The organism is Sphingomonas sp. LHG3443-2 (genome assembly GCF_049896405.1).
In the GTDB taxonomy this organism is placed as follows: Bacteria; Pseudomonadota; Alphaproteobacteria; order Sphingomonadales; family Sphingomonadaceae; genus Sphingomicrobium.
The window spans coordinates 2,013,680-2,029,053 of sequence record NZ_JAFCUG010000001.1; the positions used below are offsets into that span (position 1 = coordinate 2,013,680).

The window sequence follows — 15,374 nt, forward strand, 5'->3', positions numbered from 1 at the left end:
CAACGGAGACCGATTCATTTCGTTCCAAGACGAACCGGAAAACCTTGCTTCTGAGCCAGTGTTCTCTCTTCGTTCGCTTCGTGTCAATATATTTGTTCTTGCTCCGTTCTCATCGGCCTATATGACGCGCTTGTAGAACACCGATCACGTCGGCGAGGGAGACCTCCCGTGCATGCAAGACCACGAGGAGGTGAAACAGGAGGTCGGCCGCTTCCTCGGTCAATCCCTGCGAGTCGCGGCTGACCGCAGCCAGAGCCACTTCGACGCCTTCCTCGCCAACCTTCTGCGCAGCGTTCGCCGGCCCGTTGGTAAGCAGACGCGCGGTATAGCTTTGCTCCGGATCAGCCTCAGCTCGGGCGGCGATGATGCGTTCCAGCGTTCCCAACCACCCGCCGCCGCCAAGCAACTCGCCAAAGCAGCTATCGGTGCCAAGGTGACAGGTCGGCCCCGCAGGGTGAGCGCGGACAATCAAGGCGTCGCCATCACAATCGGCAGCGATCGCAACGAGCCGAAGCACGTTGCCGCTGCTCTCTCCCTTGCGCCAGAGCCGCTTCTTCGACCGGCTGAAGAACGTCACGAGGCCAGTTGCCAGCGTTGCGTCCAGCGCTTCCCGATTCATGTAGCCGAGCATCAGCACCTGATCGGTTGCTGCATCCTGCACCACGGCGGGCAACAGGCCGTCCATCTTGTCCCAGGCAAGACCGCCTACATCCAGATTTTCGTCGGTCATCGCCGAACCTCCACGCCTTCGCTGTCGAGCCACGCCTTGAGCTCGCCGATGTCGATCACACGGTCGTGGAACATCGTCGCTGCCAACGCGCCGCTTGCGCCGGCGCGGAATGCGTCGCGAAAATGCGCGGGCTGACCAGCGCCGCCGCTGACGATCAGGGGCACGCTGACCACGTCCATGACTGCGCGGGCATGCGGCAGGTCATAGCCTGCACGCACCCCATCCTCGGCCATGGCATTTAGCACGATCTCGCCTGCGCCCCGCTCCGCCGCTTCGCGCGCCCAGTCGACCGTCAACCGGCCGCTATCGCGTGTCGAAGCCGCGTCGCCGGTATATTGCTTTACCCGATACGTTCCGCTTGCGTCGCCCAAGCTGTCGATCCCCACGACGATGCACTGGCTGCCGAAATCCTTGGCAAGGTCGGTGATCAGCGACGGAGTCTCAAGCGCGGGCGAGTTGATCGACACCTTGTCGGCGCCGGCGTCGAGCACCGCGGCGGCCGTATCGCGGTCACGAATGCCGCCCGCGACGCAGAAGGGGATGTCGATGACGTCAGCAATGTCGCGCACCCAGCCCAGATCAACGCTGCGCCCCTCTGCACTGGCCTTGATCTCGTAAAAGACCAATTCGTCCGCGCCTTCGGCCGAATACCGCAACGCATGCTCGACAATGTCGCCGATGTCGCGGTGATCGCGAAAACGCACGCCTTTGACGACGCGGCCATTGGCGACGTCGAGGCAGGGGATGATCCTAGCGGCGGGCATGCAGCGCCTCCGCCAGCTGGAGCCGTCCTTCCCACATCGCCCGGCCAAGGATCGCGCCCGCAGTGGTGAGCTGCGCCAGATCCTCGAGCGACGTCACGCCGCCGCTGGCCTGAATCTCGAGATGCGTGAGGCGCTCCACCGCTTCGGCAAGGAGCGCGTGATTGGGCCCGTCCAGCATGCCATCGCGCCCGATGTCGGTCAGGAGGAGGTGCCTGGCGGAAGGATAACGAGCCGCAACGTCCCACAAGGTCAGGCCGCTATCCTCCTGCCAGCCATGCGTTGCGACCATCGGCTCGCCTTCGACCCGTACGTCGAGGCTAAGGGTGATGTGCTCGGGGCCAAAGCGTTCGAGTAGGGCGGTCGTGGCCGCGGGATTGCGTACGGCAAGGCTGCCGACCACTACCCGTGACGCGCCAGCATCAAGCAGCGCCGCGACATGTTCGGCCGAACGGACGCCGCCGGCGACCTGCAGTTTCAGGGGTGAGGCAGCCGCAAGTGTCTTGAGGAGCTCGTGCTGAGCAGGCGCGCCGGCCTTTGCTCCGTCAAGGTCGACCACATGCGCCCAGTCGGCGCCATCCTCGGCGAAAGAACGCAGCGCGTCTGCTGGCGCAGGGTCGTAGAAGGTGACCTCGTCGAACCGCCCTTGCCTGAGCCGCACGACGCGGCCGGCGATAAGGTCCATCGCGGGATAGATAATCATGATGCCAGCCAAGCCTGAAGAAAGCGGGCGCCAGTGGGGCCGGAGCGTTCGGGGTGGAATTGCGCGCCGGTCCAATTGCCCGACCGGACGACGGCAGGAACAGTGACGCCATGATGCGCCCGTGCAATGGTACCAATGCCATCCGGAGCGGCGAAGCTGTGCGCGAAATAGACGTAATCGCCAGAACTTACTCCGCATGTCTCGGACGTGACCTCAAGCCGGCTCCAGCCCATGTGCGGTACCGTGAATTTTGGGGTGGGGGTGAGCTTGCGCACGTTGCCGGGCAGCAGGCCGAGCATGGGCACGTCGCCTTCCTCGCTGCGCTCGAACAGCAGGTGCATGCCAAGGCAGATGCCAAGCGCAGGTCCGGCGAAGCCGCGCAGCGCATCGGCTAGCCCCAGCGCGTTCATCCGCTCCATTGCGAACCCGGCCGCGCCGACACCGGGCACGAAAAGACGCTCGGCACTTGCAATGCCCTCCGGCGTGCTTGTCCGCTGCACCTCTGTCCCGAGGCGGCGAAGCGCGGTCTCGATCGAACCGAGATTGCCGTAGCCGAGATCGACCAGGGTGACGCTGGTCACAGCATTCCCTTGGTGCTTGGCAAGGCCTCGCTTTTGCCTTCAATAGCAAGAGCCTGGCGCAGCGCTCTTCCAAACGCCTTGAAGCAGGCTTCGACCTTGTGGTGGTCGTTTTCGCCGGCCACTTTGACGTGGATGGCAGCGCCGAGGCTGTCGGCGAGGCTGCGGAAGACGTGCGGGGTCATTTCGGTGGGAAAGTCGCCGACGTGGGTGGCGGCGAACTCGCCCTCGAACCGGCAGAAAGGCCGGCCGCTAAGATCGATCAGCACCTGTGCGCTGGTCTCATCCATCGGCAGCGCAAAGCCGAAGCGGCCGATGCCCCGCTTGTCGCCGAGTGCGGCTTTTAGTCCTTGACCGAGCGCGATCGCCACATCCTCAATGCTATGGTGGGGATCGATCTCGAGGTCGCCCTCGCAGCTCAGCACCAGGCTGAAACCGCCATGCGCCGCCACTTGGTCGAGCATGTGATCGTAATAAGGAATTCCTGTCGCGATCTGTCGCGGCTCGGCGCGGTCGAGATCGACGGCAAGCGCAATGCGCGTTTCCTTGGTGTCGCGGGCGATTTCTGCCGTTCGTCGGGCGCTTCGCTCGACGACCACGCCAAACGCGGCAAGGGCGGCGTCATTTTCGGCTGGGGTGCCGACGGTCAGCCGGATGCCGCCGGGAGCCGCTTTGGGACGATAACGGACGCGAATGCCCTCGGCGGAGAGCCGGGCGGCCAAACGGTCGGTGTCCTCTGTCTCCAGGAACAGGAAGTTGCCGGCGCTCGGATAGACCTTGCGAACGTAAGGCGACTGGCGGAGCAAGGGCGCGATCCGCTCACGCTCGGCAAGCAGTTGCGCGATCCGCTCCCGGTGCACCGCACGCCGCGCCGGCTGCAGTGCGTCGAGTGCGGCGGCGATCGACGGGGTTGGCAAAGGGTAGGGCGGCAACGCGCGAGCGACGATCTCCAGCGTATCGGCTGGGCCAACCAGGCCGCCGACTCGTGCCCCGGCAAGGGCAAAGGCCTTGGACAAGGTCTTCAGCACCAGAAGGTTCGGCCGCGCGACGGCTTCCGCGACAAGGCTCGGCGTGTCGCTGAACTCGAGATAGGCCTCATCAGCGAGGATCATGACATCCGGCAGCGCGTCCGCGAGGCGCAGGATGGCGACCGGATCGACCGCGTTGCCGGTCGGGTTGTTGGGCGTGCAGAGGAACAGGAGCTTGGTGTGCGGCTCGCCCTTCACTCGCTTGATCACGACATCCGGATCAAGGTCGAACGTCGCTGTCAGCGGGATATCGACCACGCCCGCCCCCTGCGCCCGCGCGAAGTGGGCGTAAGCGGAGAAGCTGGGGCTCGTCACCGCCACCTTGTCTTCGGCTCCGCGCAGGAAGGTGCGGCAGAGGAGGTCGATCGCATCGTCGCCACCACGGGTGACCAGGAAGTGCTCGGGCGCGACTCCGTAGAGTGACGCCATGGCGGCACGTAGGCGCTGCGGCTGTGGCTCGGGGTAGCGGTTCACGCCTGCGGCGAGGTTGCCGCCCGACAAGGGCCCAAACGGGCTCTCGTTGGCGTCGAGCAGAATGGCATCGGAACTGACCTCACGGTTACCGAGGTCGAAAGGCTCCAGCGCGAGGATCGCGGGCCGGGCGAGGCGGCGGGCAAGGTTCATGCCGCCCTCGCTTCGGCGGCGCGGGCATGGGCTTCGAGCGCTTCCAGGCGGGCCAGCGCCGCAGCGGGGGCAGCAAGGGCCCGGCCGGCTTCCGGGGATACGCGCTGAATGCTGATCGCCTTCATGAAGCTGTGCACGGTGATCCCGCTCCATGCCCGGGCCGCGCCGTCGGTGGGGAGAACGTGGCTGGAGCCGGCCAGATAATCACCGAAGCTCTCGGCCGCCGCATGACCAGCGAAGATGGCGCCTGCGTTGTTGATCGCGCGGACCAAAGGCTCGGGATCGGCAACCGCAAGGCACAGGTGTTCGGGCGCATAGGCATTGGCCACGGCAGCGGCGTCCGCAAGATTGCGGACAAGGATGGCGCGGCCATGCTCAAGCGAGCGGCGGGCAAGGTCGGCGCGGGGTAGGTCGGCAACCTGCCTCTGCACCTCGGCAGTGACTGCTGACCTGAATTCCTCGCACTCGGTGACCAGCAGCACTTGGGCCGAAGCGTCATGCTCCGCCTGGCTGAGGAGGTCCGCGGCCACCGTCGCCGGCGATGCGCTGCGGTCGGCAATGACCATCAGTTCCGAAGGGCCCGCCGGCATGTCGATCGCGGGACCACCGGAAAGCGCGCTGACCTGTGTCTTGGCTTCCGCAACCCAGGCGTTTCCAGGGCCGCAAATCTTGGGGCACGCGGGTATGCCGCCAGCACCAAAAGCCAGCGCGGCGATCGCCTGCGCGCCGCCAACTGTCCAGATGCTGTCGATGCCGCACAGCTCGGCTGCCAGCGCAATGGCAGGGTCCAGGCCTCCAGCCGTCGGGGGCGTGACGACCACGATCTCGCGGACGCCGGCGGCGAGAGCGGGAAGGGCGAGCATCAGCAGGGTCGAGAAGAGGGGGGTCGCCCCGCCTGGAACATAGAGGCCGACGCGGTCGAGCGGGCGCCAGGCTTTCTCCACAAGGAGTCCCGGCATCGTCTCGACCCGCGTGTCGGTTGGCCGGCTCGCTTCATGGAAGCGGCGGATGTTGGCGGCGGCGAGCTCCATCGCCGTGATCGCGTCGGCAGGGAGGGATTTGCGGGCGGCTGCGGAGATTGGTGCGACGGCAACCTCGTCCGGCACCTGCCCGTCGATGCGGGTAGCGATCCGCCACAAGGCGTCCCACCCGCCGCTACGCACGTCGTCAAGGATCGCCGACACGCCGGCGACCAGTTCCGGTGAGCGGCGGGCCGGCGGCCGGGCAAGCGCGGCTGCTCGCCCGCTGCCGTCGAGATCGGACCAGTTGAGCGGGGTCACAGCATCATCTTCTCGATGGGAAGAACCAGGATCGCCGACGCGCCCGCGCCCTTCAATTGTTCCAGCGTTTCCCAGAACACCGATTCGCGAGCCACGGCGTGGACGGCGAAATGACCCGGGCGCCCGTGCAGCGGGATGATCGTCGGAGCGTCAGCGCCCGGCAGGATCCGGGTGATCGCAGGGAGCGCTTCGGACGCGGCATTGAGGAGGATGTATTTGGCGTCTTTGGTTTGCAGCACGCCCTGGATGCGGCTGAGCAGGGCGGCACCGAGCTCTTCGCGACCCGATGGGACGGGCCGCGTGGTGCGGATCAGCACCGCTTCGCTGTCGAACACGTCGGCGACGGCCCGCAGGCCATTGGCTTCGAGCGTTGCTCCGGTGGAGACGAGATCGCAGATGAACGGTGCGATCTTGAGCCGCGGGGCAAGCTCCACCGCGCCGTTCATCTTGACCACGCTTGCTGTGATGCCCTGGTCGGTCAGCCAGCGCTCGACGATGCGCGGATAGGACGTCGCGATACGCTGTCCAGCGAGGCTTTGCGGCCCGTCCCAGGGTGCGGCTTCCGGTGCGGCAAGCTTCAGCGAGCATCGTGCGGTGCCGAGTTCGGCGACGATTTCCACCGCCGGCTCAGACGAGGATAGGCGAAACTCTTCCAACACGTTGCCGCCGACAATCCCGAACTCGCACACGCCGTCGGCGACAAAGGTCGGAATGTCGTCGTCGCGCACGAACATGACGTCGGCAGCAAAATTCTCGACCCGGGCGGTCAGAGCATTGCGGCCGTTCTGCAAGCGCAGGCCCGCGCCCTTGAGCAGGTCACGGCTGATGTCGCTCAGCCGGCCATTCTTCTGAATGGCGATGTGCAGCCGGTCGTCGTCAATCAGCATCGGAGAGGCTTTCGCTAGCGGCAAGGGCATCGATCGCGGTGCGGTAGCCTTGATGCGGCTCCTGCCGAAGGAAGCGGGCGATGCGGACGATGGTGGTGGTGGACACGCCGGTGGCGTCGTGAATGTCGCGGTAGGAGAGGTCGGTTCCGTCGAGCAGCCGGGCAACGTGCCAGCGCTCGGCAAGGGCCCGGATCTCCTGCGGGGTGCAGAGGTCGGTCAGCAGGCGCGCCATGTCGTCTGCGGAAGCGGGCGTCAACAGTGCGCGGCACAGCTCGTCGGTGAGCATTGCGCTGTCGCGGGTCGGGGTAGGAGCAGGCACTTCTTGTTCCATCATGCTATTACGCTGGAACGTAGCTAGGAGTGCCGACAAGCATAGTCAACCGCCAGCGGCTCTTTGGCTGCATGCGGGTTCTGACGTGGCAGTGGTGTGCAGGTCCGGTGGGCGCCGGGATCGCCCAGACAGCAAAACGCCCGGGCCACCTTGCGGCAACCCGGGCGCCTTCGCGTGACGATTGCTCGCCAGCCCCCTTGGACCATTCGCGGCAGAGGAGGCGCCGCGGCTTGGAACGAGGCGAGTGGTGCCCCGTTTTGTGCGTGTTGTCATCAGCTTAACTTCAAGCGTGCCGAAATCGCACATGATGTGTGATGGCCGAGCAACAGTGCTGGTGTGATTGCCTGTTCATCTTGGCCCCTCTAGGAGCCATGCCATGCGCCTTTCACAAGCCTTTTTGCCCGTCCTCAAGGAGAGCCCCGCGGATGCCCAGATCGTCAGCCACAAGCTGATGCTGCGCGCCGGCCTCGTCCGCCAGACCGCTGCCGGAATCTACGCCTGGTTGCCGCTTGGGCTGCGGGTCCTGAACAAGATAGAGCAGATCGTCCGCGAAGAGCAGGACAGGGCCGGCGCCATCGAGCTGCTCATGCCGACGCTTCAGTCGGCCGACCTTTGGCGGCAGAGCGGACGTTACGACGCCTACGGGCCCGAGATGCTGCGCATTCGCGACCGCCACGACCGTGAGATCCTCTACGGTCCCACCAACGAGGAGATGATCACCTCCCTGTTCGCAGCCGAAACCCGCTCCTACCGCGAGCTTCCGCGGACGCTTTACCACATCCAATGGAAGTTCCGCGACGAGGTTCGCCCGCGCTTCGGCGTGATGCGCGGCCGCGAATTCCTGATGAAGGACGCTTACAGCTTCGACCTTGACGAAGCGGGGGCGCGTCTCAGCTATTACAAGCAGATGCTGGCCTATCTTCGCACCTTCCAGCGGATGGGCATCCAGGCCGTCCCCATGCGCGCGGCAAACGGCCCGATTGGCGGCGACCTCAGTCACGAGTTCATCGTGCTTGCGCCCACCGGCGAAAGCGAAGTGTTCTACGGCGCGGCCTACGACCAGTTCGACTGGAGCCAGGCGGACCTCAACTATGCCGATGAGGCGGGGCTGAAAGGCCTGTTCGATCGCGTCAACACAACCTACGCCGCCACCGACGAGACCCACGACGAGGCAAAATGGGCCGAGCTTCCCGAAGCCACCCGCCGGACCGGGCGCGGGATCGAGGTTGGGCACATCTTCTACTTCGGCACCAAGTATAGCGATGCGATGGGGCTCAAGGTATCCGGGCCGGACGGCTCCACCGTCAGCCCACACATGGGCAGCTACGGCGTTGGCGTCAGCCGCCTGGTTGGTGCGATCATCGAAGCGAGTCACGACGACAACGGCATCATCTGGCCCGATGCGGTGGCGCCGTGGCAGGTCGGTATCATCACCATGCGCGGCGATGATGCGGCGTCGCAGGCCGCCGCCAATGACCTCTATGACAAGCTCACGGCCGCAGGGGTGGAGACCCTCTACGACGACCGGGATGAGCGGGGCGGGGCGAAGCTTGCGGGCATGGACCTGATGGGCTTGCCCAAGCAGATCATCATCGGCCCGCGTGGGCTTGCCGCCGGAACGGTCGAGCTTAAGGACCGCCGCACCGGCAATAAGGAAGATATCAGCATCGAAAGCGCGCTTACGAGGCTCACCGCATGATCCTTTCCCGCTACGAGCGGATCATTGCCAAGCGTTATCTTCTCCCTGGCAAGGGCGAAGGTGAGCGCTTCATCTTCCTCGTTTCGATGATCAGCCTCGCCGCCGTTGCGCTCGGCGTTGCGGCGCTGATCATCGTGATGAGCGTGATGAACGGCTTCCGCGCCGAACTGTTCGAGAAGACGGCCGGGCTCAACGGCCACGCCATCCTGCAGGGCTATGATGGCCGGCTGGAAGGTTGGCAGGGGGTCGCGGCCGGCGCCTTGAAGGTGCCCGGCGTTACGTCGGCCTTGCCCCTCATCGAGCAGCCGTTGATGGCGAGCTCTAACGGCCGGGTCGAAGGCGTGCTGGTCCGCGGAATGCGGGTGCAGGACATTCGCACCAACCCGGTGCTGACCGGCGGCGTTAAGAGCGGCAGCCTCGGCAATCTTACGCCCGGCTGCAACTGCGTCGCCATCGGCACCCGCCTCGCTCAGCAGCTCGGCACCTTCCCGGGCGGCGAGATCAGCCTGATCAGCCCCGAAGGCCGCTCGACGCCCGTCGGCACCGTGCCCCGGATCGTCAGCTACACAGTGGCTGCCACCTTCGAGGTCGGCGTCTACGATTATGACAATGCGTTCGTGATCATGCCGATGGAAGATGCGCAGACCTTGCTGATGCTGGGCGATGCGGTCGGGATGGTTGAGGTCAAGGTCACTGATCCCGACAAGATCCAGGATCAGATGGGCGCGTTGAGCCAACTCGTGCAGGGCAGGGGCGCCGCGATCGACTGGCGCAGCATGAACGCCGCCATCTTCGAAGCGCTCGAGGTCGAGCGCGTGGCGATGTTCGTGGTCCTTTCGCTGATTATCCTGGTGGCGGTGTTCAACATCCTGTCGAGCCTGATCATGCTGGTCCGCGCCAAGACCCGCGACATCGCCATCCTCCGCACCATGGGCGCGAGCCGAAAAGGCATGATGAAAGTCTTCGTCACCGTCGGCACGACAATCGGCTCGCTGGGCATCCTGTTCGGGCTCTTGCTTGGCGCGCTGTTCCTGTTCTTCCGCCAGCCGATCGTCGACGCCATCCAGTGGATCACCGGCCAGAACCTGTGGGATCCGAGCGTGCGTTTCCTCAGCGAATTGCCGAGCAAGACCGATCCGGTCGAGGTGACGGTGATCGTCGTCACCGCCTTTGTCCTGAGCTTCCTCTCCACGCTCTACCCGGCGTGGAAGGCGGCGAGCACGGATCCGGTGCAGGTGTTGCGTTATGAGTGAAGCGGTTCTCGAAACACGGGGCCTCAAGCGCTCCTTCACGCAAGGCGACGTCACTATCACCGTGCTGAACGGCGTCGACCTGGCAGTGCAGCCGGGCGAGATCGTCGCGCTGCTCGGTCCTTCCGGCTCGGGCAAGTCGACGCTGCTTCAAGCCGTCGGCCTGCTCGAAGGCGGGTTCGAAGGCTCAATCCGCATCAACGGCCGGCAGGCCGAAGCGCTCGACACCGATGGCCGCACCGACCTGCGCCGTGAGGCGCTCGGCTTCGTCTACCAGTTCCACCACCTGCTGCCCGACTTCACGGCAATCGAAAACGTGACGCTGCCGCAGCTCATTCGCGGCGCCGAACCCGAGCCTTCGAATGAGCGGGCCGTGGCGCTGCTGACGGCGCTCGGCCTCGGCCATCGCCTCAGCCACCGTCCGGCAAAGCTTAGCGGCGGCGAGCAGCAGCGCGTGGCGGTCGCCCGTGCGCTCGCCAATCGGCCGCCTCTCGTCCTCGCCGATGAGCCGACCGGCAATCTCGACGAGCATACCGCCGACGTGGTGCTGGCGGAGTTTCTCAACCTCGTCCGTGAGGAAGGCAGCGCGGCGCTCGTCGCCACGCACAACGAGCGCCTTGCCCGCCGGATGGACCGAGTGGTCCGCTTGCACGAAGGGCGGCTGGAAGGACTGGGACCAAAGCCCGACTGAAGCGTTGCAGCCGCCATGGTTCAGCGCCCTCCTTTCGACCGCAACAATCCGCCGCCACCGGGCGGCTTCGATCCGCGCTTTGCGGATGAGCGAAGGGACAAGGGCGCTGATCCGCGCGGCGGCCGCCTCGATCCGCGTTACGACCAACGTGACAGGCGAATCGATGATCGCGGCGATCCCCCCTATGGCGGGCGCCCCGACCCGCGCTACGAGAACAGCGACCCGTTTGATCGTGGCCGCGCACCGCCGCCAGCCGGCCCTGGACCCCGGCGAAGCGGACCCAACCGCTGGATGCTGATCCTCGGCGGATTGCTGCTGCTTGGTGCCATCTTGTTCGGGCTGTCACTGACCCGTTCGGGACCGGGCTCCGACGCGCTCAGCAACGACGCCGAGGGCGAGGCTGAGCAGACTGCCGCAGTAGCCGATCCCGAAGCGCGCTGCGCCGCACCCGCCACCTACGACCTCATCAAGCGCGAACTGTTCCGTCAGGCGGCCACGACGCGCGGCTCCGACCAGGCCGCGTTCGACCAGCTGTCCGGCTACTCGGCCCTCCGCGTCACCAAGCCCGTCCTGCGCGAGCAGGACGCCGGGCTGGAGCGGGTCAGCTGCCAGGCTGACGTCGCGCTGGACCTGCCTCCCGGCGTGCAAGTGGTCGGCGGACGTCGCTCCCTCACCGCCAGTATCGGCTACAATCTTCAGCCCGCCGCCGACCGAAGCGGCGACGTCGTGACGCTGAGCGGAGCGGAAGGCATTGTCGTGCCGCTAGCGACGCTCGCCCGAACTGGTGCGGTGGGCACCACCAACGACACCCAGCCTGTGCCCGAGCCGACAGCCCCAGGCGCGATCGTTCCACCGACCGCGCCTGCTAACCCGGCACCGCCAGAAGCGCCGCGCCCGCCCGCTGTAGCTCCGGACCAGTCCCCACCGCCGCCTGCCGTGCCGCCAAGCGCAAGTGCCCGCCCGAGCTTCAACTGCGCGCGGGCCAGCACCCGCGGGGAGATCGCGGTCTGCAACAGTTCGGAACTTGCCGCCTTGGACCGGCAAATGGCTACCTTCTACGGCACTGCCTATCGCGCCGCCGACCCGGAAGCTCGTGCGCTGCTGGAACGCACCCGCACGCGCTTCCTGGGCTTCCGTGACCGCTGCCGGAGCGACGCATGCGTGGCGGACGCCTACCGCGGCCGGATCAGCGAAATTCGCGACATCTCGGACGGTCGCTGGCGGGGCGAGTAGCGGCCGGCCAAGCGACGATGTTGGGGATAAGTCGGGCTCTTCCGCTTCCCTTGCGGAGGTCCCATCTTTAGACCTCCCTCATGGCTTTCGTACCCCTTCGCGTCCTGTCTTCCTTCTCGATGCTCGAAGGCGCGATCGAGCCCAAGGTGCTGGCCAAGACGGCTGCCAAGCGCGGCTTTCCGGCGTTGGCGCTGACCGACCGCAACGGGCTCTACGCGGCAATGGCGTTCAGCGACGCAGCGATGGATGCTGGAGTGCAGCCGATCATCGGCGCGACTCTTGGCGTCGCTCGCCCGGCCGAATGGGGCGGGGCCAAGGAAACGATCGACTGGCTGGCGCTGCTTGCCAAGAACGAGGCGGGTTACGACAACCTCTGCGGATTGGTCAGCAAGGCGCATATGGAGCGCCCCGATCATCTGACCCCGCACGTCACGATGGCCGATCTCGAGTCCCATGCAGAAGGGCTGATCGCACTCACGGCAGGCGGAGAGGGGGCTATCGTCCGGCTGCTTGCCGACGGTCAGGCAAGCAAGGCACGTTCGGCGCTGGAGAAGCTTGCAGCCTTGTTCCCGGACCGTCTCTACGTCGAAATCAGCCGCCGTGGCGATGCTGCCGAAGAAGCGGCAGAAGGCGCGCTGCTCGACCTTGCCTACGACCTTGCCCTGCCCTTGGTTGCGACCAATCCCGCGCTCTATGCCGAGCCGCATTTTCACGCCGCGCACGACGCCATGCTCTGCATCGCCAACAGTGCCTACGTTGACGAGGCCGAACGACCACGTTCCAGCGAACATGCCTGGCTGAAGGGCGAGGCCGAGATGACGGCGCTATTCGAGGACCTTCCAGAAGCGCTTGCCAATACTCTGGTGGTGGCTCGCCGCTGCGCTGTCTCCGCTCCCAAGCGCCGCCCGATCCTGCCGCGCATGGGCGACGACGAAGACGAGGCGCTCCGCGCCGCTGCCCACGCCGGCCTCGAAAAGCGGATCGAGACATATGCCGAAGAGCTGAAGCCCACCTACCGCGAACGATTGGACTTCGAACTCGACGTCATCGTCCGCATGGGGTTCGCCGGCTACTTCCTGATCGTCGCCGACTTCATCCAGTGGGCCAAGAACAACGACATCCCGGTTGGCCCTGGCCGCGGCTCGGGTGCAGGCTCGGCAGTGGCATGGGCGCTGCTCATCACCGACCTTGACCCCATCGAGCTAGGGCTGCTGTTCGAGCGCTTCCTCAACCCCGAACGCGTGTCGATGCCCGACTTCGACATCGACTTCTGCGAAACGCACCGAGACAAGGTCATCCGCTACGTCCAGGGCAAGTACGGCCGGGACAAGGTGGCGCAGATCATCACCTTCGGACGCCTCAAGGCCCGCGCCGTGCTCAAGGACACGGGCCGGGTGCTGCAAATGAGCTACGGCCATGTCGACCGGCTGGCGAAGCTCGTTCCCAACCACCCGACCGATCCGTGGACGCTGGAGCGTTCCTTGAACGGCGTCAGTGAGTTGGCTGCAGAAGTGAAGAACGAACCGCAGGTAAAGCGGTTATTCGACTTAGCGATGAAGCTCGAAGGGCTGCCACGCCACAGCTCCACCCACGCCGCCGGCGTGGTGATCGGTGACCGTCCGCTGCAGGAGTTGGTTCCGCTCCACCGCGATCCACGCTCGGACATGCCAGTCACCCAGTTCGACATGAAATATGTCGAGGGTGCTGGTCTCGTGAAGTTCGACTTCCTTGGCCTCAAGACCCTGTCGGTGCTGAAGGAAGGTCAGCGTCTCCTCAAGAAGCGCGGGGTCGAGGTCGATTACGCCGAGCTCAAGTGGGACGATCCGGCGGTCTACGAACTCCTCCAGCGCGGTGACACGGTGGGCGTGTTCCAGCTCGAATCCGAAGGCATGCGGCGGACGCTGGCAGCGGTTCGGCCGACCAACTTCGGCGACATCATCGCGCTTGTATCGCTCTACCGCCCGGGCCCGATGGACAACATCCCGCTGTTCGGCGACCGCAAGAACGGCCGACAGGAAATCCAGTATCCGCACGCCCTGCTCGAAGATGTGCTCAAGGAAACCTATGGCATCTTCGTCTACCAGGAACAGGTGATGCAGGCCGCGCAGGTGCTGGCCGGCTACAGCCTTGGCGAAGCAGATCTTCTCCGCCGAGCGATGGGCAAGAAGATCAAGGCCGAGATGGATGCGCAGCGCGAGCGCTTTGTCGACGGCTGCGGACGGCAGAACATCAAGCCAGCCAAAGCCAATGAGCTGTTCGACTTGATCGACAAGTTCGCCGGCTACGGCTTCAACAAGAGCCACGCTGCCGCCTACGCGCTTGTTGCCTATCACACCGCTTGGCTGAAGGCGCATCATCCGGCGGAATTCTACGCCGCGTCGATGAGCTACGACATCCACCAGACGGACAAGCTCTGTCTGTTCGTCGACGACCTGCGCCGCATGGGCCAGACCCTGCTCCCGCCTGACGTCAACGCCAGCGAGGCCGCGTTTGATGTGCAGGATGGCGGCGTCCGCTATGCGCTTGGCGCGCTCAAGGGCGTCGGCGAGAAAGCGATGGAGGAACTGGTCGCCGAGCGGCTGAAGCAGCCGTTTGCCAGCCTCGAAGATTTTGCCGCGCGGATCGATCCGCGGATCCTAAACCGCCGCCAGCTCGAAAGCCTCGCTTCCGCCGGCGCACTCGACAGCCTCAATCCGGACCGCGCCGCGGTGCACGCCGGAGCGGAGACGATCCTCGCCCACGCCGCCAGCGCGCACCAGGAGAAGACCAGCGGGCAGGGCGGCCTGTTCGGCGGCGGCAGCGACGGCCCAGCCGAGGTGGTGCCGATCCGCCTACCGCGCGATGCGCGCTGGACCCTGGCCGAGCGTATGGCGGCTGAGCGCGACGCTTTCGGCTTTTACTTCTCGGCGCATCCAGTCGACCACCACAAGCATTTGCTCGCCGCGCACAAGGTGCGGCAGTCCACCGAGCTTGGTGCCGTCAACATTCCCGCCGATGGGCGCGGGGCGGCCACCATGGCGGGCCTCGTCGAAGAAGCGCGCTGGCGCACCTCGCAGAAGGGGCGGCGCTTCATGATGGCCCGCTTCAGCGACAGCGGCGGCCAGTTCGACGCCACCGTGTTCGATGACGAGGCGGCCGCGGCGGTCGAAGCGGCCGCCAAGGCGGGCCAATGTGGCCTCCTCACCGTCGAACTCGACCGGCGCCCTGGCGAGGAACAGCCGCGGGTCACCATCAAGCGCTTCCAGCCGCTGGACGAGCTGGCCCGTCGAAGCCGGGTCGAGCTGACGGTGCGCTGCCCGGACGACAAGGCCATTCCGGCGATCCTAGCCGAGTTCAAGAACCTGGCCACAGGAAGCGGCATCGTGCGGCTGGTGGTGCCGGTCAGCGACGGGCGGACGGCGCAATTGCTTCTGCCCGGACGCTTCGCCGTCGATGCCGAGCTCGGTGCCAGGCTTGAACGCTTCGTCGGCGAAGGCGGCGTCACCCTCGCTGCGGCCGAACAATTGCGCTTGGTTGGCTGATACGAAAAAAGCCCCGGCATCGCTGCCGGGGCCTTCCGAGATGAAGAGACCTGCCGGC

13 protein-coding genes are annotated in these 15,374 nt (G+C 65.8%); 5 read left to right on the plus strand and 8 right to left on the minus strand.

What is annotated here, in order from left to right:
• Positions 1-109: 109 nt before the first annotated feature.
• From hisIE to ACP69Z_RS10135, 8 genes are read right to left on the minus strand one after another with little or no spacing between them, the layout of a single operon-like run.
• Positions 110-730 (minus strand): bifunctional phosphoribosyl-AMP cyclohydrolase/phosphoribosyl-ATP diphosphatase HisIE, encoded by a 621-nt coding sequence (hisIE, locus tag ACP69Z_RS10100; protein ID WP_426267361.1) that lies wholly within the window; start codon positions 728-730, stop codon positions 110-112.
• Complete coding sequence (gene hisF, locus ACP69Z_RS10105) at positions 727-1,494, minus strand: imidazole glycerol phosphate synthase subunit HisF (protein ID WP_426267362.1); 768 nt, start codon at positions 1,492-1,494, stop codon at positions 727-729. The genes hisIE and hisF overlap by 4 nt, the downstream gene beginning before the upstream one ends.
• Positions 1,481-2,194: a HisA/HisF-related TIM barrel protein gene (locus ACP69Z_RS10110; RefSeq protein ID WP_426267363.1), complete on the minus strand. Its 714-nt coding sequence runs from the start codon at positions 2,192-2,194 to the stop codon at positions 1,481-1,483. The genes hisF and ACP69Z_RS10110 overlap by 14 nt, the downstream gene beginning before the upstream one ends.
• Entirely contained in the window at positions 2,191-2,775 is a 585-nt protein-coding gene (gene hisH, locus ACP69Z_RS10115) for an imidazole glycerol phosphate synthase subunit HisH (protein ID WP_426267364.1), read from the minus strand. Before hisH ends, ACP69Z_RS10110 begins: the two co-directional genes overlap by 4 nt.
• Positions 2,772-4,424, minus strand: coding sequence for an imidazoleglycerol-phosphate dehydratase HisB (gene hisB / locus ACP69Z_RS10120; protein ID WP_426267365.1), 1,653 nt, complete (start codon positions 4,422-4,424; stop codon positions 2,772-2,774). Before hisB ends, hisH begins: the two co-directional genes overlap by 4 nt.
• Positions 4,421-5,704, minus strand: a complete 1,284-nt coding sequence (gene hisD, locus ACP69Z_RS10125) for a histidinol dehydrogenase (protein ID WP_426267366.1) — start codon at positions 5,702-5,704, stop codon at positions 4,421-4,423. Before hisD ends, hisB begins: the two co-directional genes overlap by 4 nt.
• The gene (hisG, locus tag ACP69Z_RS10130) at positions 5,701-6,591 is read right to left on the minus strand and encodes an ATP phosphoribosyltransferase (RefSeq protein WP_426267367.1); all 891 of its coding nucleotides are present in this window, start codon (positions 6,589-6,591) and stop codon (positions 5,701-5,703) included. The genes hisD and hisG overlap by 4 nt, the downstream gene beginning before the upstream one ends.
• Positions 6,581-6,925, minus strand: a complete 345-nt coding sequence (locus ACP69Z_RS10135; protein WP_426267368.1) for a YerC/YecD family TrpR-related protein — start codon at positions 6,923-6,925, stop codon at positions 6,581-6,583. The genes hisG and ACP69Z_RS10135 overlap by 11 nt, the downstream gene beginning before the upstream one ends.
• Positions 6,926-7,298: 373 nt before the next feature.
• Here ACP69Z_RS10135 and proS point away from each other — a divergent pair, with 373 nt between their 5' ends.
• The 5 genes from proS to dnaE all read left to right on the plus strand — a co-directional run bounded on the left by proS (position 7,299) and on the right by dnaE (position 15,316).
• Entirely contained in the window at positions 7,299-8,621 is a 1,323-nt protein-coding gene (proS, locus tag ACP69Z_RS10140) for a proline--tRNA ligase (protein WP_426267369.1), read from the plus strand.
• On the plus strand, positions 8,618-9,874 hold the full coding sequence (locus tag ACP69Z_RS10145; protein ID WP_426267370.1) for a lipoprotein-releasing ABC transporter permease subunit: 1,257 nt from the start codon (positions 8,618-8,620) through the stop codon (positions 9,872-9,874). Before proS ends, ACP69Z_RS10145 begins: the two co-directional genes overlap by 4 nt.
• Positions 9,867-10,562 (plus strand): ABC transporter ATP-binding protein, encoded by a 696-nt coding sequence (locus ACP69Z_RS10150; protein WP_426267371.1) that lies wholly within the window; start codon positions 9,867-9,869, stop codon positions 10,560-10,562. Before ACP69Z_RS10145 ends, ACP69Z_RS10150 begins: the two co-directional genes overlap by 8 nt.
• 15 nt (positions 10,563-10,577) lie before the next feature.
• Positions 10,578-11,795, plus strand: coding sequence for a lysozyme inhibitor LprI family protein (locus ACP69Z_RS10155; RefSeq protein ID WP_426267372.1), 1,218 nt, complete (start codon positions 10,578-10,580; stop codon positions 11,793-11,795).
• Positions 11,796-11,875: 80 nt separating this feature from the next.
• Positions 11,876-15,316, plus strand: coding sequence for a DNA polymerase III subunit alpha (gene dnaE / locus ACP69Z_RS10160; RefSeq protein WP_426267373.1), 3,441 nt, complete (start codon positions 11,876-11,878; stop codon positions 15,314-15,316).
• Positions 15,317-15,374 lie beyond the last annotated feature (58 nt).